The sequence below is a fragment of the Clostridium hydrogenum genome (assembly GCF_021432385.1).
Taxonomy (GTDB): domain Bacteria; phylum Bacillota; class Clostridia; order Clostridiales; family Clostridiaceae; genus Clostridium_S; species Clostridium_S hydrogenum.
The window spans coordinates 1,076,667-1,103,449 of record NZ_JAEACT010000004.1 but is presented as its reverse complement, the minus strand read 5'-3'; the positions used below and the strand labels follow the sequence as shown (position 1 = coordinate 1,103,449).

The window sequence follows — 26,783 nt, the reverse complement described above, 5'->3', positions numbered from 1 at the left end:
GGAGGCATATTTATGGAAAATAAATCGTTTTATGAACATCACAGTGCATTTGGAGCTTTTTCAAGCTTTATTTTAGGTAAGTTTGGAATGGGAGGTGGATTTGTGCTTAATGATGTAAAACCACCAAATAATAATATATATATAGGTTATAAAAAAGACAGTACTATAAAAATTTTGCCATTTTGCAATAGCATTAGTACAGCGGCAGAAGAAGAATTCACTGGAGAAGTAGCAAGTAAGGGTGAAAAAAATAAAATTGAAGTCATTAAAGAAGCTAATGTAGAAAGGGAGCTTAAATGGGCATCTGATAAATGGACATCAGGTGAATTTAGTTTTTCAATAATCACACCTTTTGGTTCCGTTGAAAACCCAGTGGATATGAATCTTGAAGAAAAAAAGCGTGCTGTAGCGCCTGTGATTTTTGCAAGAATATCCTTTGACAATAGAAAGGGCAATTCTGATGTAGAAATGATATTTGGAGTTGAAGGGCTTAAGAGAAGAATCTCTGAAGCAACTTCTGGTTCATATTTTGGGGCAGCAGATGGAAGAAAATATGGATTTGCTATAAAGGTAGCAAAAGATATAAGAGAACTATCAAGGCTTGATGTACTAAGCTCCTGGGCAGAAGGCAATTATGAAAATCATGGGCTTGGAAGAGCACCTTCACTTATTTTTAATGTTCCAAAGGGCACAGAAAAAACCTACACAATAGCCCTTGCTACCTATGATCCAGCAATTATAACAACAGGAATTGAAACAAAATTTTATTATGCAGATTTATTTTCTTCTCTTGAAGAGGTACTTAAGTTTGGTTTAGAAAATGAAGCGTATTATATAAGAAAGGCAAAGGATAGAGATAGAGAACTTGAACACAGCAATTTAAATGAATACAGAAAATTTATAATTGCACATGCAACTCATAGTTACTATGCAAGCAGTGAGCTTATGAAAAGAGAAAATGAAGAGCCTTTGTGGATTTTAAATGAAGGTGAATATGTGATGATGAATACCTTTGATTTAACTGTGGATCATGTATTTTGGGAAATGAAATTTCACCCTTGGACAATAACAAATGCCCTTGATTTATTCGTGGAAAAATATAGTTATAGGGATCAGCTTGGACTTGCGTTTACTCATGATATGGGTACTTATGATGGGTTTTCACCAGAAGGCTATTCTTCATATGAACTTCCTAATCTTACAGGATGTTTTAGTTATATGACACATGAAGAACTCTTAAACTGGATACTTACTGGCGCAGTTTATGGTTTAAAGCTTAAAGATTATGCTTGGTTAAATAAGAATAAGGAAGTTTTTAAAGACTGCTTTGAATCACTTGTTTTAAGAGACAATAATTTTGATGGAATAATGGATTTAGATAGTAGTAGAAGTAGAAATGGTTCTGAAATAACTACTTATGATAGTCTTGACGTAAGTCTTGGACAGGCAAGAAATAATTTATACCTTGGGGTAAAAACTTGGGCAGCATATGTAGTTTTTGAAAGTACATTTAAAAAATTAGGACTTAATGAATTTGCAGAAAAAGCTATAGAAAAAGCTAAAAAAGCAGCAGCAACTATAGTAAGTAAGTTTGATCATAAAAATGGATATATACCAGCAGTATTTGAAAACGGAAATACGTCTAGAATAATTCCAGCAGTTGAGGCACTCATTTATCCTTATGAAATAGGTGAAAAAGAATATGTCAGCGAAACAGGAATTTTTAGTGAACTTATAAAGACACTTAAAAAGCACATTAGAACTGTTCTTAAAAAAGGTTGTTGCATAGATGACGTTTCAGGAGGATGGAAATTATCATCTACAAGTAAAAATACTTGGAACAGCAAAATATTTCTTTGTCAGTACGTTGTTAAGAACATACTTAATATGAATTACGGTGAAAGTGAAATTGAATGGGACAAGGTTCATGCTGAGTGGCAGCAGGTTGGATGCAGCATAGATGGTGCTACTGATCAAGTTAACAGTGACGATGGCTCGCCAAGAGGAAGCAGGCTTTATCCAAGACTTGTTACAAGCATATTATGGATGGAATAAAGGAGGATTCAATTTTGAATAAAATAATAGTGCCAAAGAACTCAGAAAAAACGTTTCTTGATAGATGGAATTTCTGTGTTGGAACAGGGAGACTTGGACTTGCACTTCAAAAAGAATATATTGATGCTTTAAAATTTGTAAAAAAAAGCATAGATTTTAAATATATAAGAGGACATGGACTTTTATGCGATGATATTGGAATATATAGAGAAGATATAGTAGATGGAAAAGCAATCCCATTTTACAACTTTACTTATATTGATAGAATTTTTGATTCGTATATAGAATTAGGAATAAAACCTTTTGTAGAGTTGGGCTTTATGCCTGAAAAATTGGCATCTGGGACACAAACAATATTTTATTGGAAGGGTAATACAACACCGCCTAAGGATTATGAAAAATGGAGCGACCTTATTAAAGCAGTAGTGCAGCATTTTATTTCTAGGTACGGCTTAGAAGAGGTGCTTACTTGGCCTTTTGAGGTGTGGAATGAGCCTAATCTTCCTGGTTTTTGGGAGAAGGCGGATAAACAAGAGTATTTTAAACTATACAAGATAACTGCTGAGGCAGTAAAAAGCGTAAATAGTAATTTTAAGGTTGGCGGACCTGCAATATGCGGAGGTGCTGATTACTGGATTAAGGACTTTTTAGAGTTTTGTGACAAAGAAAAAGTGCCTTTAGATTTTGTATCTAGACATGCATATACTGCGGATGTGGGAGAAAAAACTCCTCATTTTACCTATCAGGAGATTTTTCCTCAAGAGCATATGTTTGATGAACTTAAAAGTGTAAGAAAAATCATAGATGGAACTAAATTTAAAGGTTTGCCTTTCCACATAACTGAATATAATACTTCATATGATCCACGAAATCCTGTTCATGATACAGCTTTTAATGCTGCCTATATATGTAGAGTTTTAAGTGAGGCTGGAGATTATGTAAATTCATTTTCCTATTGGACCTTCAGCGATGTATTTGAGGAAGCTGATGTTCCAAGATCAGAATTTCATGGAGGTTTTGGACTTGTAGCATTAAATAATATACCAAAGCCAACCTTTTATTCATTTGCTTTCTTTAATGCGCTTGGAAAAGAACTTTTGTATAAGGATGAGCACATTATTATAACTAGGAAAGGAAACGACATAGTATTTGTAGCTTGGAATGAATGGTTTGGAGTAGATTCTGATGAAGAAAAGGAATATGAAATAGATATTCCATTTGAGAATGGAAATGTGTTTGTAGAGAGAGATACTGTGAATGAGGAACATGCAAATCCATGGGGTACATGGAAACAGATGGGCAGGCCAAGGTTTCCAAGCAAGGAGCAGATAGATATCCTTAGAAAAATAGCTGTACCATATATTACTACAACAAATATTGTCTCAAAGAATGAAACTGTTACTATAAAGTTTACTTTGAAGAAAAATGAAGTAAGTTTATTTAAATTGAAAACAGTTAAAAATGAATCGGATACGTATGTAGGATTAGATGATACTAAAATTACAAGCTATTTGTTAAGTGAAAGGTGATTGTTTTAGTAAATGTTGTTTAGCTGTAACTTATAAAAATACTTATATTTTTTTTTATGTATGATATAATTATATTTAGTAATTTATGTAACAGGGGGAGTAAAAATGAATAAAGTATCTAAAATAATGTTAGTTACTTTTAGTATAGCATTTTTAAAAGCAGGTACAGTACATGCTCAAATTGTAAATAATCAAGTTGTTCAGCAATATAAAACGTGGACTATAAAATTTAATAAACCAGTTAAAATTGATGATACTATAAACAATAAAATTCAGGTTTTTGACAAAGATCATAAAACTGTTCCGATTACAATAAGTAAAGGAAACAGTGATAGTGAGCTTTTAATTAGCCCGCCAAAAGATGGGTATACTTTAGGTGAAAATTATACTTTAGATATATCAAAAGATGTTTCTTCAAGTGATAATAAAAATTTACTAAATGATGTAGATATGAACTTCAGCATAGATGAAAATGTAAATAATAATGCTAATGTAGTAAACGGTGGTCAAATTGCATCTGATGGGGAATGGCTTTACTACAGCAATTCAGATGGACTCTATAAAATTAAAAATGATGGAACTGGCAATTTTAAATTAAGCAAAGACATTGCAAGTTATATAAGTGTAGATAATGGGTGGATTTATTTTATTAACAATGAAGATAGAAAAGTGTACAAAGTACAGTCAGATGGTACGGGACCATATAAGGTATCTGATGTTCAGGTTAAGGAAATTTATGTACAAGGTGACTATATATATTATCATAACTATAATGGTCCAGGAGAATACGTTTCTAAAATGAAAGTTGATGGCACTGATGCTCAAAGAATCGGACAAAGCGATACTAGCGTTTTTCAGGGGCAATTTACCATGGATGGAGATTATATTTACTGTAATGCCGGTGGAACTGTAAGCAGCATTAAAGCAGATAGCACTCCAGAGGATTCTAGTACAACTATATTACAAAATGTAAGAGGCCCATTGTATATATATAATAACCAAATTTATTACGGAACAAACAGTTCAGATTATCTATCTAAGTTTAACTTATTTAGAGCAAATGAAGATGGATCTGGAGTAACAAATTTGAATTTAAAGAATTTAAACTGTGTTAATTTTTCTGGAAACAATATGTATTATAGTTCAGGAGAAGACGATAGTTTGTACAAAGCAAACTTAGATGGAACCAATCCAGTTAAAATAGGTAATGGAATTTACAATTTTTATATCTTAGAAAACCAAATATATTATGTAAACAATAGTGATAATGCATGGCATAGAATGAATTTAGATGGAAGTAATGATGTATTGTTAATCAGCTAGCTGTTGAAGGAACCTTCAACTTATCTGGTAATTGTATTTATTTTAGGCAAGAAGGCTCTGGAATAAATAAGATGCAGACAGATGGCTCTTCAAGCTTGCAAATTCCTTGTGGCGCAGCTTGGGATTATTATCCATTCACAATCGACAATAACTGGGTATATTATAGTGGTAGAAAGAATGAAAGTCTATACTATATTTATAGAAGCAAAACTGATGGTACAGGAACTGCTGAAACTGTTTTAAGTGGTTCAAATAACTTTTTATACTATACCTATGGCAATGCGTTATATAAGTCAAATGCAGATGGTACAAATGAAGTTAAGCTATATGATTGTAATCAGTTAATAGATGATATTTATACAATAGGAAATTCAATTTATTTTTATACACAAGATGGTAGCTTGTATAGAATTAATGCTGATGGTACTGGATATATGAAGATGTGACGTGGATGTTGCACAAAAATTGTTTTATGCACAAATATTAAATATTGCGAATTAAATCAATTCACAATTCACGATGCACAATTCACAATGAAGGATGATTTTCTTCCGCTTTGTTACAGAAAATCTTAAATTTGATTTTTTTATTGCTTTCGCAATAGCACCATTTATGGTGCTAAGCGAGGCTTATACTATTTAAATTTAAGATTTACCTGTCGAAAGGAAGGTAAATCATCCTTCATTGTGCATTGTGAACTGTGAATTGTGAATTAAAAAAATGTATATAAGCAGTTAAATTTTCTAAGTTTTTTTCTTAGCCTTATCCCAAGGAACAGGCTTATACTTATTTATTGAAAGAAAGGATTTAAAAAAATATGAGCATCATTTCTGTACAATATGTTACTAGGAAAAATGCAAAACTTTAATAATTTAATAAAAAAAGTGTTAACAAAATGATAAATTATTAAAATATGCATTGAAAAAATTAAAAATGCTACATATAATAGAAATAGAGATAAAAAATTAATTTCGCATAGGAAAGAGGTTAATAGTAATGAGTGTAGCATTTTTCTTAACTTTAAAAAGGGAACTAGTATGCGCAAAGTTAACTTCTACAGTTAGACAAGTTTTGGAAAAAATGAAGCACTATGAATGTACGCAAATCATAATATTAGATGATAAAGGTTCATATGCTGGAACTGTTTCTAAGGAAGATTTAATTTCTAAAATGGAAAGTTTAAAAATTAAATTTGAAGATTCAAATAAAATTGGAATAGTAGATATGGTGAAATCTATGGCAGATAAAGCTGTTAACATAGATTATAATGTTGATGACTTAATTATGGATGGTAGAAATTTTGTCCCTGTTGTGGATGATAATAATATATTTATAGGTGTAATTAAAAAAAGTGATATAGTGAATTGTGAAAAGTATGCTGAAAGTAAGAAATTTAGTTGTGTTTAAATAATAAAAGAATTTATAGCTAGCTTCATGAGATTTATTGTTCATGAAGTTTTTTTATGTAGATAGTTTGAAAAAATACCCTAAGTAAACGGACAAGTACATATTAAATTTGGACTTATATGTTGTAATAAAAAGTGAAAGATTAAACGAAAGTAAAAAAAATATGTGAAGTATTAATGATGATAGGTATGATGTTGATATTTGATGTTATTTTAGATATAAACTTAGTAAAATCAGTTAATACAATACTAGGATGATATCTTTATAAAGCTGTATATGTATTGCTATTATATTTAAATGTAAAACAAATATTTACTTGCAAGTCAAGAAAAAGTATGGTAATATTGGCTAAAGGGTGATTTTGGAGTAAATTACATTTTTGATAAAGTCAACATTAAATTTACCTTAAGATAAATAAAAGGAGTGTTAAAAACATGGTAAGGAAAAATTTTTTTAAGGGCATAAGTGCGGTAGCTTTAGTAGGAACATTAACTTTAACTACGTCAAATTTAGCTTTTGCTAAAAGTGTTAGCAATTTACCTTCTTTAAGTAATTTGCCTTCTTCATCTGCAAATTTATCTAATCTTAAGATATCTTCAGAAGCTAGAAATTCTATGAAGAAAATGGCTGATAGTGGATTACTAAAGGATTTTAAGTTTGATAAAAACGGCAAATTAGTTTTAAAAGACTCCATAGCTGATGCAAAAATAAAATATTCATTAAACGATTCTGATGTTAATAATTTAAAAAAAATGTTAGCTTTTGCTCAACAAAGAAAATCAATTAATATTTCTTCACAAAGCAAAAGTAAAGTAATAAGTCCAAATGTATATGTTTCTAATTGGAAAGTATATTTTTCCAACGAAGATGTAAATGCATACTTATTTGCGGCAGCAGAAACTGGTCCTGAAGCTTTAGCAGCTGCTTTAGATGGATTAGCTACTTTAATGGGTGGACCTGTTGGAACTGTTATAGGAGTTGTACTTGATGTTCTAGGAGCAAGTGCATTAGCTCGCCTTTGCTATCTTATTATACAAGCAGAAGTTAATGACCAAGGCATTTATATAGGTATTAATTGGAATGGTGGTTTTCCTAACTATACTGATGGAAATTATTAATAATCAATTAAAAGGTGTGTGTGTATGTCAATTTTGAATAGATTAAAAATTGCAGATTTTTCGAGGTTTAGGTTAATTTCGGTACTTGCTTATGTTTTTTTGGCATGTTCGATTAGATCTTTTAACCTGTTTAAGGATATGAAATATTTTTGGATTTTATGTGCTTTAATAGGTGGTGTTTTATTAGTAATAAAAAATAATTCTATAGAAAATAAAAAATATAAAAACAAAATCATTTTTTTTGACGTTTTGTTTTTAATTGTGAGTGATATTTTATATTTTTATATAAACATACCTTTTATTATAAAAGATGTATTATTCATTGCAATGATAGTAATATATTTATTAAAATATTTTAGATTATTATTTAATGGTAAATTATTAAAAAAAGACTAAATGTAAGTTAAACGTGGTATTTTTAGCGTTTCCAATGATTTGGAAGCGCTTTTTTTATTTCTTAAAGGTAAATTTCACGAAGTCCTTAAAATAGAGATCATGCGTAACAGCAGCTACAAAGCATGCAAAATAATTGTAAGGTGTTGATATTTCACCTGCAATGATATCTAAGATTACAGACAAGGTAATGGATACCGCAATTGCTTGGCAAAACAGAACGCTAGAAGACATATATCCTATAGTTTATATGGATGCTATTCATTGTAATGTTAGCGAAGAACATAGAATTTACTAAAGCTGGATTTCCTCTTTAAATTCTTTTACGTGGGCACGGCTTACTGGCACTTCGGATTTATCATGATCGTTCATTATTAACTTATAGGTTCCATTAAACCACGAATATATTTCAGTAATTTTATTTAAGTTTACAAGATAACTTCTATGGGTTCTAAAAAAACCTGTTTTTTCTTCAATTTCACTTAGTGTATTTGTTGTTATATATACCTTGTTGTTCAATTTCACACAAGTTTTATCATCTGCAATATAGCAAAAAAATATATCACTTGTATCTATTAGAATAATTTTTTCATTATTAATACAAGGTATTTTATTGATAGTTGAAATATTGTTCTTATCATATTTCTTTATAATTTGTTCTATTTCGTTTTCTATATTGTTAATATTATTTTTTTTAAGCTTCATATACTTTCTTAACCTCTGAATTGTTTTTTAAATTCTATTTTCATCAAAAGGTTTTAAAATATAATCGAGTGCCATTAATTCAAAGGCGGATATTGCATATTTGTCATAGGCTGTAACAAATATTATAGCAATGTTCTCATCAAACGCTTTAATCATTTTTGCCAGTTCCATTCCATTTAATACCGGAATATTAATATCAACAAAAATTACATCAGTTCTTTCTTTTTTTATAAAATCAGCAGCAGTTTTTCCGTCATAAAATTTATTAACAATTTCAATATCTTTATATTCATTGAGTATAAACTGCAGCTCATCCATGGCTGGAATTTCATCTTCAACAAGAATACATTTTATTTTATTCAACCTTATGCACTTCCTTCATAGGTATTTTGAATATAACAGTTGTTCCTTTATCCTCTGAACTCGACATTAAAAGACCGTGGCTATTATATAACAGTTTCAATCTAGAATTTACATTTCTAAGCCCAGTGCCTGGCCAATTATTTACTACTTCATTGTATCTTTCAATATTCATTCCAATTCCATTATCTTCTATTGTAAACTTAATGCAGTCTAAAGCTTTTTCAGCTTTTACAATTACTTTTCCTCCATCTGCTCTTTTTAGTACACCATGTATTATAGAGTTTTCTATGATAGGCTGAATTATAAAAGATGGAATTTTAAAATTACCTATATCCTTTTGTATATAAAAATATACACGTAACCTATCACCATATCGTGCTTTTTCTATGGATATATACGAATTAAGCATCTCTATTTCTTCATCAAGCTCCACAAATTCACCTTTATTAAGTGATTTTCTGAAATAATTTGATAAATCTATTATAAGTTCCCTTGCTTTTAAAGGGTTGGTTCTGCAAAAAGAAGCTATGGTATTCAAGGTATTAAATAAAAAGTGAGGTTCAATTTGTGCCCTTAAAGCCTTAAGCTCTGAATCCTTTAAAATTGTAACCTTCTCATTTAATTCAAATAATTCCATCTGCATAGATAAAAGACTGCTAAGTTCACTTAAAAATTCGCCAAAATATTCATTAACACTTTTGGAATCCTTTAATTCCATTCCTATAACACCATCAATTTTATTATTTATAGTAATAGGTGCAAAAAAGAAATTGTAATTTTTTGCTTGATTTTCAATTGAATATGTATTTACATCTGATTTCAAATAAAAATCATTAATTTTACTTTTTAAATCATTCTCATCAATTTTTTCACCATAATATGAAAAGACCCCGTCCTTCATGGAAATAACAGCACCACTCACATTTGCCATCTTACATAAAATTTCTGATATCTTCATAGATGTCTCGCTGTTTATTCCTTTTTTAGTGTATTCAATAGTCTTTTTTGCTATATTTAATGCTTTTTGAGCTTGAATAGCACCTAATTTATTGTAATTGTCCATGGCGTTTTTTACTATATTCACAAATATAGCTGTTCCAATAGAATTTATAACTATCATAGGAATAGCAATGATTTTTTCTAAATCAACTGCATAGGAATACGGTTTAGCAATTAAAATTATAATTATCATTTGAACTATTTCAGCTATAATGCTGGCCACAAAAGCATCTTTAGGTTTAATTTCGTTATTTTTAGCCATTCTTCTAAAGATTCCACCTATTACTCCTTCAAGAACAGTAGAAATACTGCATGCGATGGCAGTTGCTCCTCCGTTAAAATATCTATGCACTCCAGCTATAATTCCAACTACCGCTCCCACAATAGGTCCACCTATATATCCAGCAGTTATAGCCCCTATTGGTCTTGTATTTGCAAGCGCATCTCCACCAACATTTATGCCCATATATGTTCCAATAATTGAAAGTACGCTAAAAAATATAAACATAATTATTTTATCTTTAAAAGTTTGCTTCTCTTTTATGAAATTTTTAAATAAATTAAGCTGATTGTATAAATATGCTGCCAGCGCTGTGACTGCCATGTTTTGTAATAGTCTCACATAAATCATATCTATCTCTCCTACATTTCTATGTTATTGCATTTTCGTCTGTCAATCAAGGCTTCTTTTATGCATGTAAAGGTTTGTTTTTGTAATTTCAGCTTGGTATTATTTATTTTTAATTTTTGAAACTGTATTATAACAGTATAATAAAAATACACGAGGGGTGATTCTATGAATTCAATTGTTCTCGTAATCATAGGTGCATTAGTACTCATTATAGGTTATAGGCTTTATGGTTATTTTATAGCCTCAAAAGTTCTTGTACTTGACGGAACAAAAGAGGTGCCATCAAAGGTTCACAATGATGGAAGAGATTACGTACCAACAAACAAATGGGTTTTACTTGGTCACCATTTTGCAGCTATAGCTGGTGCTGGTCCATTAATAGGTCCTGTACTTGCAGCACAATTTGGATACCTTCCTGGTACACTTTGGATACTTATAGGTGGTGTGCTTGCTGGAGCAGTTCATGATATGGTTTTACTTTTTGCTTCAGTAAGACACGATGGACAATCTATAGCAGAAATTGCGCGCGATACTTTAGGTGAAAAAATGGGCTTTATAACATCAATCTCTGTAATATTCATACTTATTATAACTATGGCAGGTCTTGGACTTCCTATAGTAAATTCACTTTATAACAGTCCATGGGGTACTTTTACTGTTGGTTTTACAATACCAGTTGCAATATTTATAGGTATTTATTTAAAATTTATAAGACCTGGTAAAATAGCAGAAGCTACAGTAATAGGAATGCTTTTAATACTTTTAGGTGTTTATCTTGGACCATCAATCCAGCACACCTTCCTTGGAAATTTACTTACTTTTAATGCAAAACAGCTATCACTTATACTTGCTTTATATGGATTTTTAGCTGCTGCACTTCCTGTATGGCTTTTGCTTTTACCTAGGGATTATTTAAGCACATACATGAAATTAGGAGTTATAGGTGCACTTGTTCTTGGCATAATATTTGTAAGACCTACTCTCCAAATGCCTGCTGTAACCAAGTTTGTAAATGGCGGAGGCCCAATAATACCTGGTAAAGTATTTCCTTTCTTATTTATAACAATAGCTTGTGGCGCTTTATCTGGATTTCATGCACTCATAAGTACAGGTACCACTCCAAAACTTATAAACAATGAAAAGGATATTCTTCCAATAGGTTTTGGTTCAATGCTTATAGAATCCTTTATAGCACTTATGGCATTAATTGCAGCAACAGTTTTACCTACATCAGATTATTTTGCAATCAATTCAGCTCCTGCTTTATTTGCAAAACTAAATATGATACCTAAAGAACTTCCAATGCTATCTCATTTAGTTGGTGAAAATCTTGCTGGAAGACCTGGTGGATCTGTATCACTTGCAGTTGGTATGTCTTATGTCTTTTATAAAATTCCAGGTTTAAAAGGACTTATGTCTTACTGGTATCATTTCTGCATAATGTTTGAAGCACTCTTTATACTAACCACAATAGATTCGGGTACTAGAATAGGAAGATATCTTCTTCAAGATTTACTTGGAAAAGCATATAAACCATTTAGAAATAAAAACTCATGGTTTAACATAATATTTTTCAGCGGACTTATGTCTGTTACGTGGGGCTATCTGCTGTACACAGGAAATATTTCAACCATATGGCCTTTATTTGGTACAGCAAACCAAATGCTTGCAACAATAGCCTTTGCCATTGGAACCTCTGTGCTTTTCAAAATGGGAAAAGGCAAATATGTTCCTATTACAATAATTCCAATGGTTTTTGCAGGAACAGCCACAGTTTGTGCTGCTATTGAAAACATAATGACATATATACCACAAAATAAAATTATTCTAGCAGTTTTATCTATAGTTCTTGTTGTAATGATTGCGGTAATACTTATAGAAAGCATAAGGATATGGATAAGAGACTACTATAAACCAAAGAATACAGCTTCTAATAATGTTGTAAAATAAAAATCAAAGGACAATGAAGGTAAATCCACCTTCATTGTCCTTTGTCATTTTTCATCTGCTTTAAGTTACAATTTTATATATCACTTTCTTTTCATATACATACTCCATAATCCTATTTCATTAAATCCTATCCTTCTATATATAGCTCCTGCTTCAGGATTTTTATAAAATAAGCATAGTGTTTTTTGTTGTTTAATTAAATCATTACACAATTCTTTTATACACGCAGATGCAAGTCCCTTTTTTCTATATCTTTCATCAGTCATAACACTGACTACCATTGCTGATTTGCTGTTCTCAGCAGATGTTTGAGCATAAGACACTATATTATTATCAACTTCAATATAATATCCATGAGTAGTACCTGCCTTTAAGTCATTTAAGAGGAGTTCTTTAAAATTACTACTTCCTCTTGAAAATTCTTTGATGCTATTTTTTAAATTTACTATGCGTTCGATATCTTTAATACTTGCCATTTTTACGATACTTTTATTATCTATCCCGAATGATGGATTTATTTCTTTTAATACTGCAAAATGATGCAATTCTGAATTATTAAATTCCAATGAAGTTTTTTCAAACTTTGAAACGATCTCGGTTTTGCCTACAAGTGTTTCAAAGGTATCACAATTTTTTATTACATTAGCAAACCCATATACATCAAATTTGCCTTTTGCATATATCATATAAATGCTAAAATATCGAACAAGCACTGCGGACAAAATATTCTTCTCATCAAATTCCCCAAACAATTCAAGAAAGTTTTGGTTATATCCAAAGTTCTCAACATCACCAATTATGTACAAGTTAAATTCTGGCTCTGCCATTACTAATTTCATAAGATTATCATTATTTTTTTCATCTAATTTTCTTATCAAATCTCCTCACCCCATAAACAATTTAATTACGCATTTAATTTAAATACTGGAATTAAAACTCATCTCATTCACTTTCATATAAAAAAGATTGTAAACTGACTAAAAGATAATTGGAATTTGTTGTTTCAAGATACTGATTCTTCACTAAAATAATCATCAGCCATTATGGCATAAATTACTATTTACTTTTCAGTTAATTTAGTGAAGTTGAAGAAAATCATTCTTAATTTAATTGTTTTGTGGCAAACGAATAAACGCACAGTCATCTCCATATCTTATTCCTGAATCATGAAAGCCAAAGGATTCATATAACTTGATTGCATTTGCATTTTCCACTTTTACCTCAAGTGCAATAGGTAAATACTCTCCATCAGGATATGCTTTTACTTTATCTAAAGCAAGTTTAAATGCTTTTTTCCCAATTCCTTTATTCTGGTATTTGTAGTCAATGAAAAAGCCAATAAATCTGTAAACAAATTTATACTTTTTAAGAACTTTAGGTTCTTGCTCACCAATTTCACTTCTGCCAACAAGAATTACTCCAACTGGCTCATTTTCATAATAAATTATACAAAGTTCACCTGGGCATTTTTCGTTTATACCTGCATATGCCAATGCTAATGTTGTAGATATATCCTCTACATATTCTTTTTGATATTCTTCTGGTTTTAATTGTAATACTTTATTATAATTTCCGAATGTAACTTTTCTTAATTCAACCATTTTTATTAACCCCTTTATTAAATATAGCCATCAACTCTATTTTTCAAATCATTTAATATATGTATATTTGTTGAAATAATTTCGTCAGATAAATTGTTCAAATAAAAAAACTTAACTTCTTTACTTTCCACTTCATCAGCCTTCAAAGCCCCACAAAAGTTATTGGTGATGAATACTGTACTAATAATGTATACTTCATTACCATCAGGATAAATCCAATGTTGTTCCTCTCCTGAATAAACATTAAATAGTTTTAAGTTATCAACTATAAGCCCTGTTTCTTCATAAATTTCTCTTTTAGTAGCATCTTGCAATGATTCACCTACATTAATACACCATCCAGGTATGCCCCAAGAGTTACTATCAGTCCTAAGTTGTAGCAGCACTCTCTTGCCTCTATCTATTATTAGAACTCCAGCACCATTAATGTTTTTAGGTTCTTTATGTGTTACACTTTTTAAATTCAACTCCTAAAGAATCATCTCTATAGTATCCTTTTAAAACTACATCTTCATTATTATTATAAAAATCTTTTATTCTATCAATATGTCTTGGTACAGTGTTTATTGGAAGTTCATCAAGGCTGAAATATTTAATATCATCTGCCTCATCTGATAAAGTTAATTCACCGCCTACCTGTCTACATACAAAAGATAAAATAATATCATCTTCAAAGGTTTTACTATAAACTCCTTGAAGCTTTATAACTTCAACATCTAATCCTACCTCTTCCTTAACCTCTCTTATAACCCCTTGCCAAGGAGTTTCTCCGCTTTCTAATCCTCCACCAGGTAAATTCCATAAGTCTTTGTCGGTTCTATGACATAATAACATCCTGTTTTTTTCATCTACTATAAAACCGAAAACTCCAATAATAAACATAATTTTCACTCCAATCATTTTCATAATATAGATATACCATTTCAACTACCAAAATCAATTTGCACCAAAATGCCCAGAAGATGGCATTTTGGTACAAATTAATTCTGAAGTTTCAAGTGGTTTATCTTTAAAAGAACATTGTTAATCAAAATTATAATAACAGATTAAGATACTTAGATAAGCAGTTAAAATATTCATTACTATATCTATAAAAACTTCTTTCTTTAATCATTTGCTGTAATTCTGTTTTAGTAACCCACTTTATATCCTTTACTTCTTCCTTCTGTAATTTTATATCCTTTAAATCAACATCTTGTTTTAAAACATAAATATCACAAAACTCGTTACTGCTTTTACGTTTATATCTTGTAGGACCTTTTAAGTTGTCAGTATTAATGCAAATACCTATTTCCTCTTTTAGTTCTCTTACAGAAGCCTGTAAACTTGTTTCACCAGATACTACTTTACCACCATGCACCGCCCACATACCTGGTGCAAATGTACGGTCACTCTGACGCTGCTGTATTAAAATCTTATTATCACTGTTTATAATCCATACATGTACACTCAAATGGAATTCGTTTTCTTCTAATTTGTCACCTCTCCTGACTATTTTGCCTGTTGGATTTCCAAACTTGTTAAGCACATCCCAAAACTCCATGTAAAATCCCCCTTCATTTTAATTTAATTTCTATATTCCTCACTATATAAGTTAATAATCAAGTTTTAGCAAAGTCCTTCGCCTATCTACATTTAATATTAAAGTTCTCACTAAAATAATCATCAGCCATTATGGCATAAATTACTTTATCAAATATGCCATTGTAAAATTCGTATCGTATCCAATTTCCCATCCTAATAATAGTATTAACATCGGGCGAACAGCATTATTTAGCATGCCCATTAATGTCATAAGCTCTTATCAACATTCTTTTAAAACATAGCCATTTATTAAAATAAAATACAATATATACAATATCATACTTAAGCTACACTTCAAAAGCAACCACTGGTGTAATTGCATAGTTACAGTAAGTTTGTTATTCTAAGTGTTAAATAGAGTATTACAAGTGAAAGGAATGTTATGGGGTAATGAAAAAAATTTTTATATTAACTTTAATTATAATAGCCGTTGCTTTAGTATCTTGCGGATTGAAGTTCTTTTTCCAAAACAATCATGTAGTAGGAACGGAATTATCAAGCCCTACATCCCCAAATAGTGATACTAAGACTTTAAAACCAAAACAAATTATATTTATTCGTCATGGAGAAAAAGAAAATTCAGACGGTTCAGTACAGGAGGTTGATCTTTCTTTTAACGGGTATAAAAGAGCAAATGAACTTCCTAATTTTTTTAAAAATCATCTTCCTAATAATATTAGTAAACCTGATGTTATCATAGCTATGAAGCAGAAGAATAGTAAGCATAGTAATAGACCAATTGAAACAGTTGAACCATTGTCAAAAGCATTTAATATACCAATAATAGCAAACTACAAACAATCGCAAATTAATCAGGCTGTTGAAGATATTAATAAATTTGGTAAGGATAAAGTAGTTCTTGTATGTTGGGAGCATCAATACCTAGTTAAGATAGCACAATTACTTGGAGCACCTGTGAATAGCTGGGGATATAATCCTCAAGCAAAAAAAGATGATGGTAAAAATTATGATGCAATTTGGGTAATAACTAAAATCAATGATACAAAAGCTGAATTGGCAGTATACAAGGAATTTTCAGTTCTTAACAATGGAGAAATATCGTATGAGGGAGTATCAAATTTGCCATTGTTTAAACAAGATTTTCAATATTAATCATTTCATTAAGGCAGCTTTTTTATAGACATAAATTTTTAGTGCTAAGTAAACTTTTTTATGGTAATATAGGAAAATATAGAATATAACCATAATTTGTTTTAGGAGGGATTTCCTTTGATTAATGTAGTTAAACTAAGCAAAAAATATGGCAAGGAAAATGTAGTTAATGACATAAGTTTTTTAGTAAATAAAGGTGAAATCGCAGTGCTGCTTGGGCCTAATGGAGCAGGAAAGAGTACAACTATTAAATGCATTATAGGACTTCTTAGGTATAAGGGCAAAATAGAAATTTGTGGCTTTAATAATAAAAGTGTTGAGGCAAAAAAGTTATTTGGGTATGTTCCAGAAGTACCTGCTATGTTTGAAATGCTTACGGTGTATGAGCATATTCAATATATTGCAGCAGCATATGATGTAAAAGACTACGACAAAAAAGCAGAAGAACTCTTTGAAAGATTTGATTTAACAGATAAAAAGGACAAACTTGGCAGTGAACTTTCAAAAGGAATGCTTCAAAAACTTAGCATATGTTGTGCACTTATTATGGAGCCTGAAGTTATACTTTTTGATGAACCCTTGGTTGGCCTTGACCCTAAGGCAATAAAAGAATTAAAAAAGGCAATTTTTGAGTTGAAAGAAAGAGGCTGCACAATACTCATAAGTACGCACATAATTGATAGTGTAGACGAATTGTGGGATAGAGTGCTTATAATGAAGAAGGGAAATGTAATATTATCAGGCACAAAACAGGAGTTATTGAGCAGGAATGAATCACTTGAAGAAATTTTCTTTGATGTTACAGAGGGGGAATAAGTTATGAAACCCTTGCTTTTTATAATAAGAAAGTCTATAAAAAATAAACTTTTAGACTTAAAGAAGAAACCCGCTAAGCTTATTGCATATATAGCATTTATTGGATTCTTAATATTAGCTGTAGCAACTGGCGGAAAATCTAAAACTGGTGGAAGTATAATAAAGGAAGACATTTATGGAACGGTATCAGCTGTAATAATATTGTTCTTTACAGTGCCAGATATATTATCGTCATTAAATAAAGGTGGAACTTTTTTTAGAAATTCAGATGTAAATCTTATTTTTACTGCACCAATAAGCCCACAGAAGGTGCTAGTTTATGGATTTATAAAACAATTATATACGGTTTTAATAAGTATGATATTTATTTTATTTCAATTGCCAAACTTGTATAGGTTCCAAAATGTAAAAGGCTATGGCGGGATAATAATAGTAGGTACGATTTTTTCATTGGTATTTCTAAATTCTATTATAAAAATTCTGCTATATTCTATCGTTTCGAGGAAAGATTATTATAGGGAAAGAGTTATGAATGGGTTTAAGGCAGCAGGATTAATAATTGTGTTAGCCTATTTTGGAATTGCTTTCAAATTGAATTCGCCAAGTAAAGCTATTGTAATAATGCTTAATAATAAGTATATAAAATATGTTCCAGTGTATGGCTGGCTTAAGGAATTATCTATGTCGGCTATTAATGGTGTAAACCTAAATACTCTTTTATATCTAATTTTAGTAATATGCAGCGGGGTTATTTTTTCTGTTATTTTGTATAAAAGCAATACAGATTATTATGAAGATGTTTTATCGGCAACTGAAGTGAAAGAAAGAGCGTACAAAATAAAAAAGGGTGAAAAGATAAATACTGAAAGAAAGCGTAAACTTAGAAAGATAAATTACAATGTAAGAGGAAAAGGTGCATCAGCTATTCTTTGTAGACAATTATTAGAATATAAGAAAACAGGTTTTGGAATAGTAAATATTCAATCTGCTTTGTATGTTGTTCTAGGCGTATCTATTGGACATTTTATGCCTGAAAAAGATTTAAGAATAGTGTTGGGTATATCAGCGTATTTACTTTTTATTTTTTCTCTTGCAGGGAAATGGCAGCTAGAACTTACTAAACCATATATTTTTATGCTTCCAGCAGGAGCAGTTAAAAAAATTATTTATGCTACAGTGGTTGATAATATGAAAAATTGCATTAATGGAGTGCTGCTATTTGTGATTGCAGGCTTTTTATTCAAAAGTAATATTTTAACTATAATCCTTTGTATACTTGCGTACACATCACTTGGCGCAATATTTATATATGGAGGGGTTTTAACAAAGAGAATTTTTGGGGATAGTGAGAATATAGTATTTGTAGCAATTGTTAGAATTGTAATAGTACTTTTTATAGTGTCACCTGGAGTAGCAATTTTTATAATTATAAGTGTAATAGCAAAAGCTTCATTACTACAGTATTTGGCTTATTTAGCTGTAATACTTTATAATTTATTGTTTAGCTTTGTAATTTTATTATTTAGTAAAGGAATATTTGAAGGCATTGAATTAAATTAAAGCGAAGTAAGTGTGTTGTAGGATATTAAATAAAATTAATAAATCTAAGAAAAAAACTTTAAAAGCCTAAGAGGTTTCAATAACTCGCTGAGAAGAAGCTCAGACAATTGAAATCTCTAAGCCTTTTAAAGTTTTTTTCCTAAGATTTATAAAATTTTATTTAAATCATCCTACAACACACTTACTTCGCAATGCACATGGTTTTAAAGGTGAAAAATTTAGTGCCTACGGAATTTTAAGATAAGGTCAACAAATATTACAAAAAATAAGTTTTAAGATTTTCTGTAGCAAAGCGGAAGAAAATCATCCTTCATTGTGCATTGTGCATCGTGAATTGTGAATTGGTTAAGTTCGTACTCTTTTTTTTTAAAATGCTATTGACCTTTTTAATGTTTTAGCGTACTATATATATAGTACACTAAAACAATGACAAATATTAGGATTTGTAATTAAAAGACAGTTTATATACAATAAAATAATAATGGAGGTATAGCTATGAAGTTTGATAATAAGATTCCAATTTACATGCAGATAATAAACAGTATAAAAATAGATATAATTAATGGCAAAGTAAAACCAGGTGATAAATTACCTTCAATAAGGGAAATGGCAGTTAATTATAAGGTTAATCCAAATACACTGCAGAGGGTTTATCAAGAACTTGAGAGAGAAGATATAACTTATACACAAAGGGGTACCGGAAGCTTTATCAAGGAGGATGGTAATATGGTTAAAAGTTTGAAGAAGGAAATGGCAAGAGAGGTAATCGAGAATTTTATACAAAGCATCAAAAGTTTTGGCTTTAGTGATGATGAAATTGTGAATGTAATAAGAGAGAGATTAGAAGGGGGCGAATAAAATGTCAGATTCTATATTGAAAGTTTCTAACCTTAATAAAAATTATCTTAAGAAGAAAGCTCTAGATAATTTTCAGCTAGAATTAAAGGAAGGAAAGATACTTGGCTTACTCGGACCTAATGGAAGTGGAAAGAGTACCTTATTAAAGATAGTTGCGGGACTTTTAACAAAGAGTTCAGGAGAAGTTTTAATAGATGGAATGGAACCAGGAGTTCTTACAAAAGCGGTAGTATCGTATTTACCTGATAAAAATTATCTTTATAAATGGATGAAAATAAAAGATGCCATGGAGTTCTTTAAGGACTTCTACAGTGATTTTGATTATGCTAAGGCAGAAGAACTTTTAAAATTTATGAATTTAGATAAGGAAAGTAAAGTTACAACTCTTTCAAAAGGAATGACTGAAAAGCTTCATTTGGTACTAGTCTTATCTAGAAAGGCAAGATTGTATATATTAGATGAACCGCTTGGAGGTGTAGATCCAACAACAAGAGAAAAAATACTTGATACTATAGTAAGTAATTTTAATGAGAAAAGTTCAATGATTATAACAACGCATCTTGTAAATGATATAGAGAGATTATTTGATGATGTAGTATTTATACAAAATGGTAGAAATGTCTTAAGCGGAGATGCAGAGGAACTTAGAACAGAAAAAGATATGTCTATAGATGAACTTTATAGGGAGGTCTTCAAGGATGCTTAAGCTTATAAAATATGAGCTGAAGACTGTATCAAGGGATGTATTTGTAATTGCAATAGTTGAAATATTATTAAACTTAGCTCTTATGACAAGAGTGAATGTATTGCCTAGCAAGGCAATATTTTGGGTGAGCTTCTTAATTACATTTGGAGCAGGAGTGGCAGTATTTATAAGTAATATAATGATATATACAAGAGAATTAAAGCAGGATACAGGGTATTTAACATTTACACTTCCTAAAAAGGGATATTCACTGGTTGGTGAAAAGATAATAGTAGCTTTAATAGAAAGCTTTATTATTTGGCTTATTGGAATAGGTTTTTTATTATTCATTGATACCTGGCTTTCAACTAATTTCATAAAAATAAGCCTCAATATAGGAATTATAATTAGGATTATATCAACTTTGTATGAATATGCGGCAATCCTTATAATAATTTATTTTGTAAATACGCTATCAAAAGTAATCTTAAAAAACAGGAGATTTAATGGATTATTTGCTTGTGGCATATTTGCAGTGTTTATGTATGCTATATATAAGGTTGAGGAGTTTTTGGATAATATTTTTCCACAAAGAATAGTGGTAATTGGAGGAAAGATAAAAATTTTATCAGGGGCAATTTCAACCTATAATTATGGAGATTTATCTAGCAATATAGTAAGCTCTACTATAGAAATAATAGTAGTTGTAGGGTTATTTATAGCTACATCACGTATTTTAGAAAAGCATATGGATTTGTAATTAATGGAGGTAAGAGAATTGGGAGATTGTATATTAAAGGTTTCTAACCTTAACAAAAGTTATTTTAAGAAAAAGGCACTAGATAATTTTGAAATAGAATTAAAAGAAGGAAAGATACTAGGGTTACTCGGACCTAATGGAAGTGGAAAGAGTACCTTCTTAAAAATAGTTGCAGGACTTTTAACAAAGAGTTCAGGAGAGGTTTTAATAGATGGAATGGAGCCAGGAGTCCTCACAAAAGCAGTAGTATCGTACTTACCTGATAAAAACTATCTTTATAAATGGATGAAAATAAAAGATGCCATGAATTTCTTCAAGGACTTCTACAGTGATTTTGATTATGATAAAGCGGAAGAGCTTTTGAAGTTTATGAAGTTAGATAAAGAAAGTAAGGTTACAACTCTTTCAAAAGGAATGACTGAAAAGCTTCATTTGGTACTAGTCTTATCTAGAAAAGCAAGATTGTATATACTAGATGAACCGCTTGGAGGAGTAGATCCAACAACAAGGGAAAAAATACTTGATACCATAGTAAACAACTTTAACGAGAAGAGTTCAATGATTATAACAACACATCTTGTAAGTGACATAGAAAGATTATTTGATGATGTAGTGTTTATACAAAATGGTAGAAATGTCTTAAGCGGAGATGCAGAGGAACTCAGAACAGAAAAAAATATGTCTATAGATGAAATTTACAGGGAGGTTTTTAAAGATGCTTAAACTTATAAAGTATGAATTAAAAACAGTATCAAAGGAATTTTTAATTTTATTAGGGGTAGTAGTTTTTTTGAATTTGGCACTTATGACTAGAATAAATGCTTGGGGCGACGATGCAATAATGGGACTCTCATTTTTAATATGGTTTGGAGTATGCGTTGGAGCATTTATATTTAATATAATAATGTTTACTAGAGATTTAAAACAGGATACAGGATATTTGGTACTTACCTTACCTAGAAGTGGATATCAAATTTTAGGTGCAAAACTAATTTCAGCACTTATTGTATCAGCAGCTACGGCTGTTTTAGGAGGAATTATATTTTTATTCATGGTTGCCGTGCCACTTGGCAAGTATGATAATATTATAAGAGCACTGCATCAGATTACCAAAGATCCAACAGTAAATACTTTTGCATTATATAGAAATTTATTTGTAGACTTGATTATATCTATAGCTGGATATACATCAACTTTGTTAATAATATATTTTTCATGTGTTATATCTAAGATGATAATGAATAAACGTAAATACAGTGGATTTGTAAGCTTTTTAATATTCATAGTTATTAATTTAGTTTATGGAAAGCTTTATCAACTTATAAGTAAGGCATTTCCTAAAACATTAAATCCCTATGTAACTTATACAGGAGATCCAATTACCATTTCTTCAGGAAAAGGATCTGTTGATATTCTATTATTACCAGTAAGTGTTGTTGGCGGTATTTTCGCATTACTTGTAACAGTAGGAATATTTATTGGTACAGCATATATAATGGAAAGAAAGCTAGACTTATAGACAATTCACAATTCACGATGCACAATTCACAATGAAGGAGGATTTACCCTTCTTTGGTCGGGTAAATCTTTAAATATATAAAAAGCTAGGATATTCAGCTTTGCTGAATATCCTAGCTTTTTTAATTTTTAGATTTTTTGCGTTAGCAAAAAATCATCCATCATTGTGCATTGTGCATTGATTTAAATTATCATCTCGTAGATTCCAAGAAGTATAATAACTAGCCCCGAAATTATAGATGCATATTTACCCAGGGTTTTGGAGAGATATTTATTTCCCAAGGTAAGTCCAAGTGAAATTGTTATTATACTTATAAAAAAAGTTAAAATACTAGTAAATACTACATTTAACCCGGTTATGCTTGCACCTATTCCAAGCCCCATGTTGTTTAATGCAAGTGCTATAGCAAGTGATGAAGATTCCTTTAAGTCTATGTTACCAGAAGTATCCGTATCAGCACTTTCAGGATTATTTAATATATCTCCTAATTTTGATAGGTTATTTTCTTCTTTAAAAGTAGTTTTTTTTATAGTGCAAAATTCTCCACAAATAGACCATAAACCTATAGCGATTAGAATAAGACTACCAAGCATATTTGTTAAGCCATTGGGTAGAAAATTTATAATTAATTTGCCGAATTCCATAGATAGTATTGTCCCAAGTGCTGATATTGCAGCAATAAATATATTAATGGATGGTGTTATCCTTATTTTTTTTATTCCATAGGATAATCCTACGACAAAATTATCTGTGCTGGCAGATAATACGAATAGTATAGTTGAAAGTATCTGCATAGATATCCTCTTTTTAAAGTGATACACAATATACTATTCATAAATTATCTTTTAGGTTACATTTTAATGTAAACTTGAATGTATAATATGAAAATTAATGTTGCTATTTGCCCAACCTAAATCCCAAGGTACATGATATCTATCTGTTGTATGGGAATTAATAAGAGGATAACCGTGAGAATCAAAATCGGTTACTATTGCAAAGTGATCTATATTATTTTTTTTGGCATAAGCAACTATATCGCCAGCAATTAGTTTCCCAACAGCACCATTAGGATAAGCAGTTGTTGATTTCACTAAGTCAGGAAATTTACCTACTTTTATAAGCCTTCCTCTTCCACTATATATCAAATAATCTCTAAAGGCATCAGTATTTACAAATGCTCTGCTACCATGACCGCCACTGCAATGCCAGCCGCCACCATATTTAAGATTACCGCCCTCCTTGTCACTTAAACATTGAGAAACAAAGTTGGTACAATCACCGCCGATGCCAGTAAAATCCATATATTTCTTGTTATAATTTAGATAGTATTTATCGGCATACTCGATGGCAGCCATCCTATCATATTGCCCTGCAAGCATTTGGGGCATATTCCTAGGATTATTTGCAATAGAAAAAACTTGTAGTTTAGAAGTATTAGGCATTGTTAAATCATTGGTGTAATTATCCAAGGCATCCTCAAAGCAGTCCGTATACCAATCATTGTAAATTAGCCATTTGTTGTTTTTGTTTATTAAATCTACACCATGGCGGATACCAACTTTAAAACAATTATTTATAGGATCTGGATCGTCTTTATACATATAGTTAAAGGTATATATTTCAGTAAGTGAAAAACGATACCTGTTTCCAATACGTCTTACTCTTTTAAAATTTATAGTTGAACTTACATCTGTAAATTTTATGTTTCTCCTATAACTCCATTCATTTAGGTATTTAATACGTTTAACTTCGTGGTCTAAAGCCCAGCTTCCATACTTTTGTGAAGTATCAAAAAGTTCTGGGAGTTTTTTTAAATCCAATGAAGTAAATACTGATGAACGTATATTATAAAGGTTTTGAAGTTCAGATTTTGCCATAGTTTTATTTGCTTCTTCACTTAATTTAGAATTTTCCTTTGATTCATTGGGTTTACTTGGTTTTATAATTTTAGTTTGTTTATTTGTTTCATCAGTCTTATTTGGAGCCTTTGCATTTATGTAATTTGCATTTTGAAATAATAGCGAAAATAAAGTGATAGTAACAATAAATAAACGTTTTTTCAACGATTATCACCCCTTAAATTTTAAGTAGTCATAAATTATTATTTCCTAAAGGTAGTACTAAAAATACTATAAAGAGTAATTAATTTTTATAAAAATAATATAACTAAAATGTAAGCACTAAGTTTGATTGGAGAATAAATGAAAAAAGTTTTAAATATATCGTTTCCAGCAATCCTAGAATTGACTTTATATAATTTCCTAAGTGTGTTTGATATGATGCTTATAGGAAAATGTGGTGGAAGCTCAGAAGTTTCTGAAATTGGAATATGTAATAATATTTTTAATACATTTTTAAATATTTTTATTTTTACTGGAATTTGTATTGGCATAACAACATTAGCATCACAAAGTTATGGAGCAGTACGATATAAAGACGCTAATGAGTATGCGGAAACTGGATTCTTTATTGGAATTATAATTTCAATTTTGGTAGGAATTTTTATTTATATTAATACAGATAAAATACTTATTATAGCAGGAATTAAGAGAGCAAACCTAATACATACTGCAAAAATAATGAGAGTATTATGCATAAGCATAGTTTTTAATATGAATATTAATGTAATAAATTCCATAGTAAGAAGTTATGGAAATATGATTGAACCCTTTAAGATTTCAATATATGTATCAATATCAAAGATAATTTTAGATTTTTTTATTATATTTGGATTTAAGGGCTATGTTTCAGCTGCTTATGGTGCTGCAATAGCTTCTGTACTTTCACAGTTAATAGGGTTTCTTTTCGATTATTACTATGTTGTAAAAGTATCAACTGATATAAGAATAAATCTATTATTAAAAATAAATTTAAAGAAAATAATAGAACTGCTAAAATTGTCAATTCCATCTTCATGTGAAGAAGCAGCATATAGTCTCAGCCGTCTTATATGTACGTTTATAATAATGAGAGCAGGAACTGTTGCCTTTGCAGCAAATGAAATTGCTAATTCAATAGAGTCAGTGTCATTTATGCCAGGAACTGGATTTGGAATGGTAGCTACAGCACTTGTTGGAATAAGTTATGGTAGGAAAGATTTTAAAGGTTTAAAAAGAAGTGCAAATGAATGCTTTTATTATTCGCTTATTTTAATGATGAGCCTAGCTATCGTTTTTGCATTTGGATCAGAATTTTTAGTTAAATTTTTTATAAATGAAAAGCTTACGATGAAATATGCAGCTATATGCCTTTCGATAGGTGCATTTGAGCAGCCAACTATAGCACTATCCATGGTGTTTTCAAATGCGCTTAAAGGTATGGGTGATACAAAAACACCGTTTATAGTGACAACTATATCATCTTGCCTAATAAGACTTCCATTTACTTTTATATTCATCCATATATTGAACAAGCCTATATATTATGTCTGGTGGATAACTGTAATTGAATGGTGCGTGGATGGAATAATGATGTGGGCATGTTTTAATTTAAAAGTAAAAAAAATTAAACAACATAAAGAATATTAGTTGATAATTATTATTATTTGATATATAATATTGATATAGAGTAGAGAGCAAAGAGTAGAGGGTAGAGTGAAAGTAAATTTTCTATTATGACAGAAAATTTTTAAATTTAATGGACTAACGTCCAAACCTTTAAATACTCCATTATATATTTTCAGCTAAGCTGAACTCTCCTTGATTTTAAAGATTTATAGAATATAAGTAAGATAAATCAAATTTCATTGTATTCTGTACTTTGCACTCTGTACTCTGATATTAAATATAGTTTTTATATAAGAATAAAAAATGAT

Annotated in this window: 25 protein-coding genes and 2 pseudogenes; 18 read left to right on the top strand and 9 right to left on the bottom strand. The window is 30.2% G+C overall.

Going from position 1 to position 26,783, the window contains the following annotated elements:
- Window positions 1-12: 12 nt before the first annotated feature.
- The 8 genes and pseudogenes from CUEA01_RS23245 to CUEA01_RS23210 all read left to right on the top strand — a co-directional run.
- Window positions 13-2,055, top strand: coding sequence for a glycoside hydrolase family 52 protein (locus CUEA01_RS23245; protein ID WP_234124665.1), 2,043 nt, complete (start codon window positions 13-15; stop codon window positions 2,053-2,055).
- A gap of 14 nt (window positions 2,056-2,069) precedes the next feature.
- On the top strand, window positions 2,070-3,584 hold the full coding sequence (locus CUEA01_RS23240; protein WP_329604028.1) for a GH39 family glycosyl hydrolase: 1,515 nt from the start codon (window positions 2,070-2,072) through the stop codon (window positions 3,582-3,584).
- A 105-nt stretch (window positions 3,585-3,689) separates the two neighbouring features.
- Window positions 3,690-4,907: a DUF5050 domain-containing protein gene (locus CUEA01_RS23235; RefSeq protein ID WP_234124663.1), complete on the top strand. Its 1,218-nt coding sequence runs from the start codon at window positions 3,690-3,692 to the stop codon at window positions 4,905-4,907.
- Complete coding sequence (locus tag CUEA01_RS23230; protein ID WP_329604035.1) at window positions 4,892-5,353, top strand: DUF5050 domain-containing protein; 462 nt, start codon at window positions 4,892-4,894, stop codon at window positions 5,351-5,353. Before CUEA01_RS23235 ends, CUEA01_RS23230 begins: the two co-directional genes overlap by 16 nt.
- A 550-nt stretch (window positions 5,354-5,903) precedes the next feature.
- Window positions 5,904-6,314 (top strand): CBS domain-containing protein, encoded by a 411-nt coding sequence (locus CUEA01_RS23225; protein WP_234124661.1) that lies wholly within the window; start codon window positions 5,904-5,906, stop codon window positions 6,312-6,314.
- 434 nt (window positions 6,315-6,748) lie between these two features.
- Entirely contained in the window at window positions 6,749-7,432 is a 684-nt protein-coding gene (locus CUEA01_RS23220) for a hypothetical protein (protein ID WP_234124660.1), read from the top strand.
- 24 nt (window positions 7,433-7,456) lie between these two features.
- Window positions 7,457-7,828, top strand: coding sequence for a hypothetical protein (locus tag CUEA01_RS23215; RefSeq protein WP_234124659.1), 372 nt, complete (start codon window positions 7,457-7,459; stop codon window positions 7,826-7,828).
- 139 nt (window positions 7,829-7,967) lie between these two features.
- A pseudogene (locus CUEA01_RS23210) lies at window positions 7,968-8,117 on the top strand (transposase); the annotation flags it as partial.
- Window positions 8,118-8,119: 2 nt separating this feature from the next.
- On the opposite strand, the pseudogene CUEA01_RS25325 reads toward CUEA01_RS23210, so the two are convergent.
- Both CUEA01_RS25325 and CUEA01_RS23200 read right to left on the bottom strand, forming a co-directional pair.
- Window positions 8,120-8,893, bottom strand: a pseudogene (locus CUEA01_RS25325) (LytR/AlgR family response regulator transcription factor).
- Entirely contained in the window at window positions 8,886-10,523 is a 1,638-nt protein-coding gene (locus CUEA01_RS23200; protein ID WP_234124657.1) for a LytS/YhcK type 5TM receptor domain-containing protein, read from the bottom strand. Before CUEA01_RS23200 ends, CUEA01_RS25325 begins: the two are co-directional and overlap by 8 nt.
- 165 nt (window positions 10,524-10,688) lie before the next feature.
- On the opposite strand from CUEA01_RS23200, the gene CUEA01_RS23195 reads away from it, so the two are divergent.
- Complete coding sequence (locus tag CUEA01_RS23195; protein ID WP_234124655.1) at window positions 10,689-12,473, top strand: carbon starvation CstA family protein; 1,785 nt, start codon at window positions 10,689-10,691, stop codon at window positions 12,471-12,473.
- 80 nt (window positions 12,474-12,553) lie between these two features.
- Here the strand turns inward: CUEA01_RS23195 and CUEA01_RS23190 are convergent, their stop codons facing one another.
- The 5 genes from CUEA01_RS23190 to CUEA01_RS23170 form a co-directional block, all read right to left on the bottom strand.
- Window positions 12,554-13,351, bottom strand: coding sequence for a GNAT family N-acetyltransferase (locus CUEA01_RS23190; RefSeq protein WP_234124653.1), 798 nt, complete (start codon window positions 13,349-13,351; stop codon window positions 12,554-12,556).
- A gap of 228 nt (window positions 13,352-13,579) precedes the next feature.
- The gene (locus tag CUEA01_RS23185; protein ID WP_234124652.1) at window positions 13,580-14,074 is read right to left on the bottom strand and encodes a GNAT family N-acetyltransferase; all 495 of its coding nucleotides are present in this window, start codon (window positions 14,072-14,074) and stop codon (window positions 13,580-13,582) included.
- Between the two features lie 17 nt (window positions 14,075-14,091).
- Window positions 14,092-14,541: an NUDIX hydrolase gene (locus tag CUEA01_RS23180; protein WP_234124651.1), complete on the bottom strand. Its 450-nt coding sequence runs from the start codon at window positions 14,539-14,541 to the stop codon at window positions 14,092-14,094.
- Entirely contained in the window at window positions 14,516-14,956 is a 441-nt protein-coding gene (locus CUEA01_RS23175) for an NUDIX hydrolase (RefSeq protein ID WP_234124650.1), read from the bottom strand. The genes CUEA01_RS23180 and CUEA01_RS23175 overlap by 26 nt, the downstream gene beginning before the upstream one ends.
- Before the next feature lie 151 nt (window positions 14,957-15,107).
- The gene (locus tag CUEA01_RS23170) at window positions 15,108-15,617 is read right to left on the bottom strand and encodes an NUDIX hydrolase (RefSeq protein ID WP_234124649.1); all 510 of its coding nucleotides are present in this window, start codon (window positions 15,615-15,617) and stop codon (window positions 15,108-15,110) included.
- A gap of 431 nt (window positions 15,618-16,048) precedes the next feature.
- Between CUEA01_RS23170 and CUEA01_RS23165 the strand changes: the two genes are divergently transcribed.
- From CUEA01_RS23165 to CUEA01_RS23130, 8 genes are all read left to right on the top strand, one after another.
- Window positions 16,049-16,771, top strand: a complete 723-nt coding sequence (locus CUEA01_RS23165) for a phosphoglycerate mutase family protein (RefSeq protein WP_234124648.1) — start codon at window positions 16,049-16,051, stop codon at window positions 16,769-16,771.
- Between the two features lie 117 nt (window positions 16,772-16,888).
- Entirely contained in the window at window positions 16,889-17,587 is a 699-nt protein-coding gene (locus tag CUEA01_RS23160) for an ABC transporter ATP-binding protein (RefSeq protein ID WP_234124646.1), read from the top strand.
- A 3-nt stretch (window positions 17,588-17,590) separates the two neighbouring features.
- Complete coding sequence (locus CUEA01_RS23155) at window positions 17,591-19,147, top strand: putative ABC exporter domain-containing protein (RefSeq protein WP_234124645.1); 1,557 nt, start codon at window positions 17,591-17,593, stop codon at window positions 19,145-19,147.
- Between the two features lie 489 nt (window positions 19,148-19,636).
- Window positions 19,637-20,005 carry a GntR family transcriptional regulator gene (locus tag CUEA01_RS23150; RefSeq protein ID WP_234124785.1) on the top strand — a complete coding sequence of 123 codons (369 nt, stop codon included), beginning with the start codon at window positions 19,637-19,639 and terminating at the stop codon, window positions 20,003-20,005.
- Between the two features lies 1 nt (window position 20,006).
- Window positions 20,007-20,711 carry an ABC transporter ATP-binding protein gene (locus CUEA01_RS23145; protein WP_234124644.1) on the top strand — a complete coding sequence of 235 codons (705 nt, stop codon included), beginning with the start codon at window positions 20,007-20,009 and terminating at the stop codon, window positions 20,709-20,711.
- Window positions 20,704-21,450 carry a hypothetical protein gene (locus CUEA01_RS23140; protein ID WP_234124643.1) on the top strand — a complete coding sequence of 249 codons (747 nt, stop codon included), beginning with the start codon at window positions 20,704-20,706 and terminating at the stop codon, window positions 21,448-21,450. The genes CUEA01_RS23145 and CUEA01_RS23140 overlap by 8 nt, the downstream gene beginning before the upstream one ends.
- Before the next feature lie 18 nt (window positions 21,451-21,468).
- Window positions 21,469-22,173 (top strand): ABC transporter ATP-binding protein, encoded by a 705-nt coding sequence (locus CUEA01_RS23135; protein WP_234124642.1) that lies wholly within the window; start codon window positions 21,469-21,471, stop codon window positions 22,171-22,173.
- A complete protein-coding gene (locus CUEA01_RS23130; protein ID WP_234124641.1) occupies window positions 22,166-22,969 on the top strand; it encodes a hypothetical protein in 804 nt (267 codons plus the stop codon). Before CUEA01_RS23135 ends, CUEA01_RS23130 begins: the two co-directional genes overlap by 8 nt.
- 182 nt (window positions 22,970-23,151) lie before the next feature.
- Here the strand turns inward: CUEA01_RS23130 and ytaF are convergent, their stop codons facing one another.
- Both ytaF and CUEA01_RS23120 read right to left on the bottom strand, forming a co-directional pair.
- Entirely contained in the window at window positions 23,152-23,763 is a 612-nt protein-coding gene (gene ytaF / locus CUEA01_RS23125) for a sporulation membrane protein YtaF (RefSeq protein WP_234124640.1), read from the bottom strand.
- 63 nt (window positions 23,764-23,826) lie between these two features.
- On the bottom strand, window positions 23,827-25,032 hold the full coding sequence (locus tag CUEA01_RS23120) for an amidase domain-containing protein (RefSeq protein WP_234124638.1): 1,206 nt from the start codon (window positions 25,030-25,032) through the stop codon (window positions 23,827-23,829).
- 138 nt (window positions 25,033-25,170) lie between these two features.
- Here CUEA01_RS23120 and CUEA01_RS23115 point away from each other — a divergent pair, with 138 nt between their 5' ends.
- Window positions 25,171-26,496, top strand: a complete 1,326-nt coding sequence (locus CUEA01_RS23115; protein ID WP_234124636.1) for an MATE family efflux transporter — start codon at window positions 25,171-25,173, stop codon at window positions 26,494-26,496.
- Window positions 26,497-26,783: the final 287 nt, after the last annotated feature.

Excerpts from the sequence above, each read along its gene's own strand:
- CUEA01_RS23245 (WP_234124665.1), top strand. The coding sequence starts at position 13 with ATGGAAAATAAATCGTTTTATGAACATCACAGTGCATTTGGAGCTTTT.
- CUEA01_RS23235 (WP_234124663.1), top strand. The coding sequence starts at position 3,690 with ATGAATAAAGTATCTAAAATAATGTTAGTTACTTTTAGTATAGCATTT.
- CUEA01_RS23225 (WP_234124661.1), top strand. The coding sequence starts at position 5,904 with ATGAGTGTAGCATTTTTCTTAACTTTAAAAAGGGAACTAGTATGCGCA.
- CUEA01_RS23220 (WP_234124660.1), top strand. The coding sequence starts at position 6,749 with ATGGTAAGGAAAAATTTTTTTAAGGGCATAAGTGCGGTAGCTTTAGTA.
- CUEA01_RS23215 (WP_234124659.1), top strand. The coding sequence starts at position 7,457 with ATGTCAATTTTGAATAGATTAAAAATTGCAGATTTTTCGAGGTTTAGG.
- CUEA01_RS23200 (WP_234124657.1), bottom strand. The coding sequence starts at position 10,523 with ATGATTTATGTGAGACTATTACAAAACATGGCAGTCACAGCGCTGGCA.
- CUEA01_RS23195 (WP_234124655.1), top strand. The coding sequence starts at position 10,689 with ATGAATTCAATTGTTCTCGTAATCATAGGTGCATTAGTACTCATTATA.
- CUEA01_RS23185 (WP_234124652.1), bottom strand. The coding sequence starts at position 14,074 with ATGGTTGAATTAAGAAAAGTTACATTCGGAAATTATAATAAAGTATTA.
- CUEA01_RS23175 (WP_234124650.1), bottom strand. The coding sequence starts at position 14,956 with ATGTTTATTATTGGAGTTTTCGGTTTTATAGTAGATGAAAAAAACAGG.
- CUEA01_RS23170 (WP_234124649.1), bottom strand. The coding sequence starts at position 15,617 with ATGGAGTTTTGGGATGTGCTTAACAAGTTTGGAAATCCAACAGGCAAA.
- CUEA01_RS23165 (WP_234124648.1), top strand. The coding sequence starts at position 16,049 with ATGAAAAAAATTTTTATATTAACTTTAATTATAATAGCCGTTGCTTTA.
- CUEA01_RS23155 (WP_234124645.1), top strand. The coding sequence starts at position 17,591 with ATGAAACCCTTGCTTTTTATAATAAGAAAGTCTATAAAAAATAAACTT.
- CUEA01_RS23145 (WP_234124644.1), top strand. The coding sequence starts at position 20,007 with ATGTCAGATTCTATATTGAAAGTTTCTAACCTTAATAAAAATTATCTT.
- CUEA01_RS23140 (WP_234124643.1), top strand. The coding sequence starts at position 20,704 with ATGCTTAAGCTTATAAAATATGAGCTGAAGACTGTATCAAGGGATGTA.
- CUEA01_RS23130 (WP_234124641.1), top strand. The coding sequence starts at position 22,166 with ATGCTTAAACTTATAAAGTATGAATTAAAAACAGTATCAAAGGAATTT.
- ytaF (WP_234124640.1), bottom strand. The coding sequence starts at position 23,763 with ATGCAGATACTTTCAACTATACTATTCGTATTATCTGCCAGCACAGAT.
- CUEA01_RS23115 (WP_234124636.1), top strand. The coding sequence starts at position 25,171 with ATGAAAAAAGTTTTAAATATATCGTTTCCAGCAATCCTAGAATTGACT.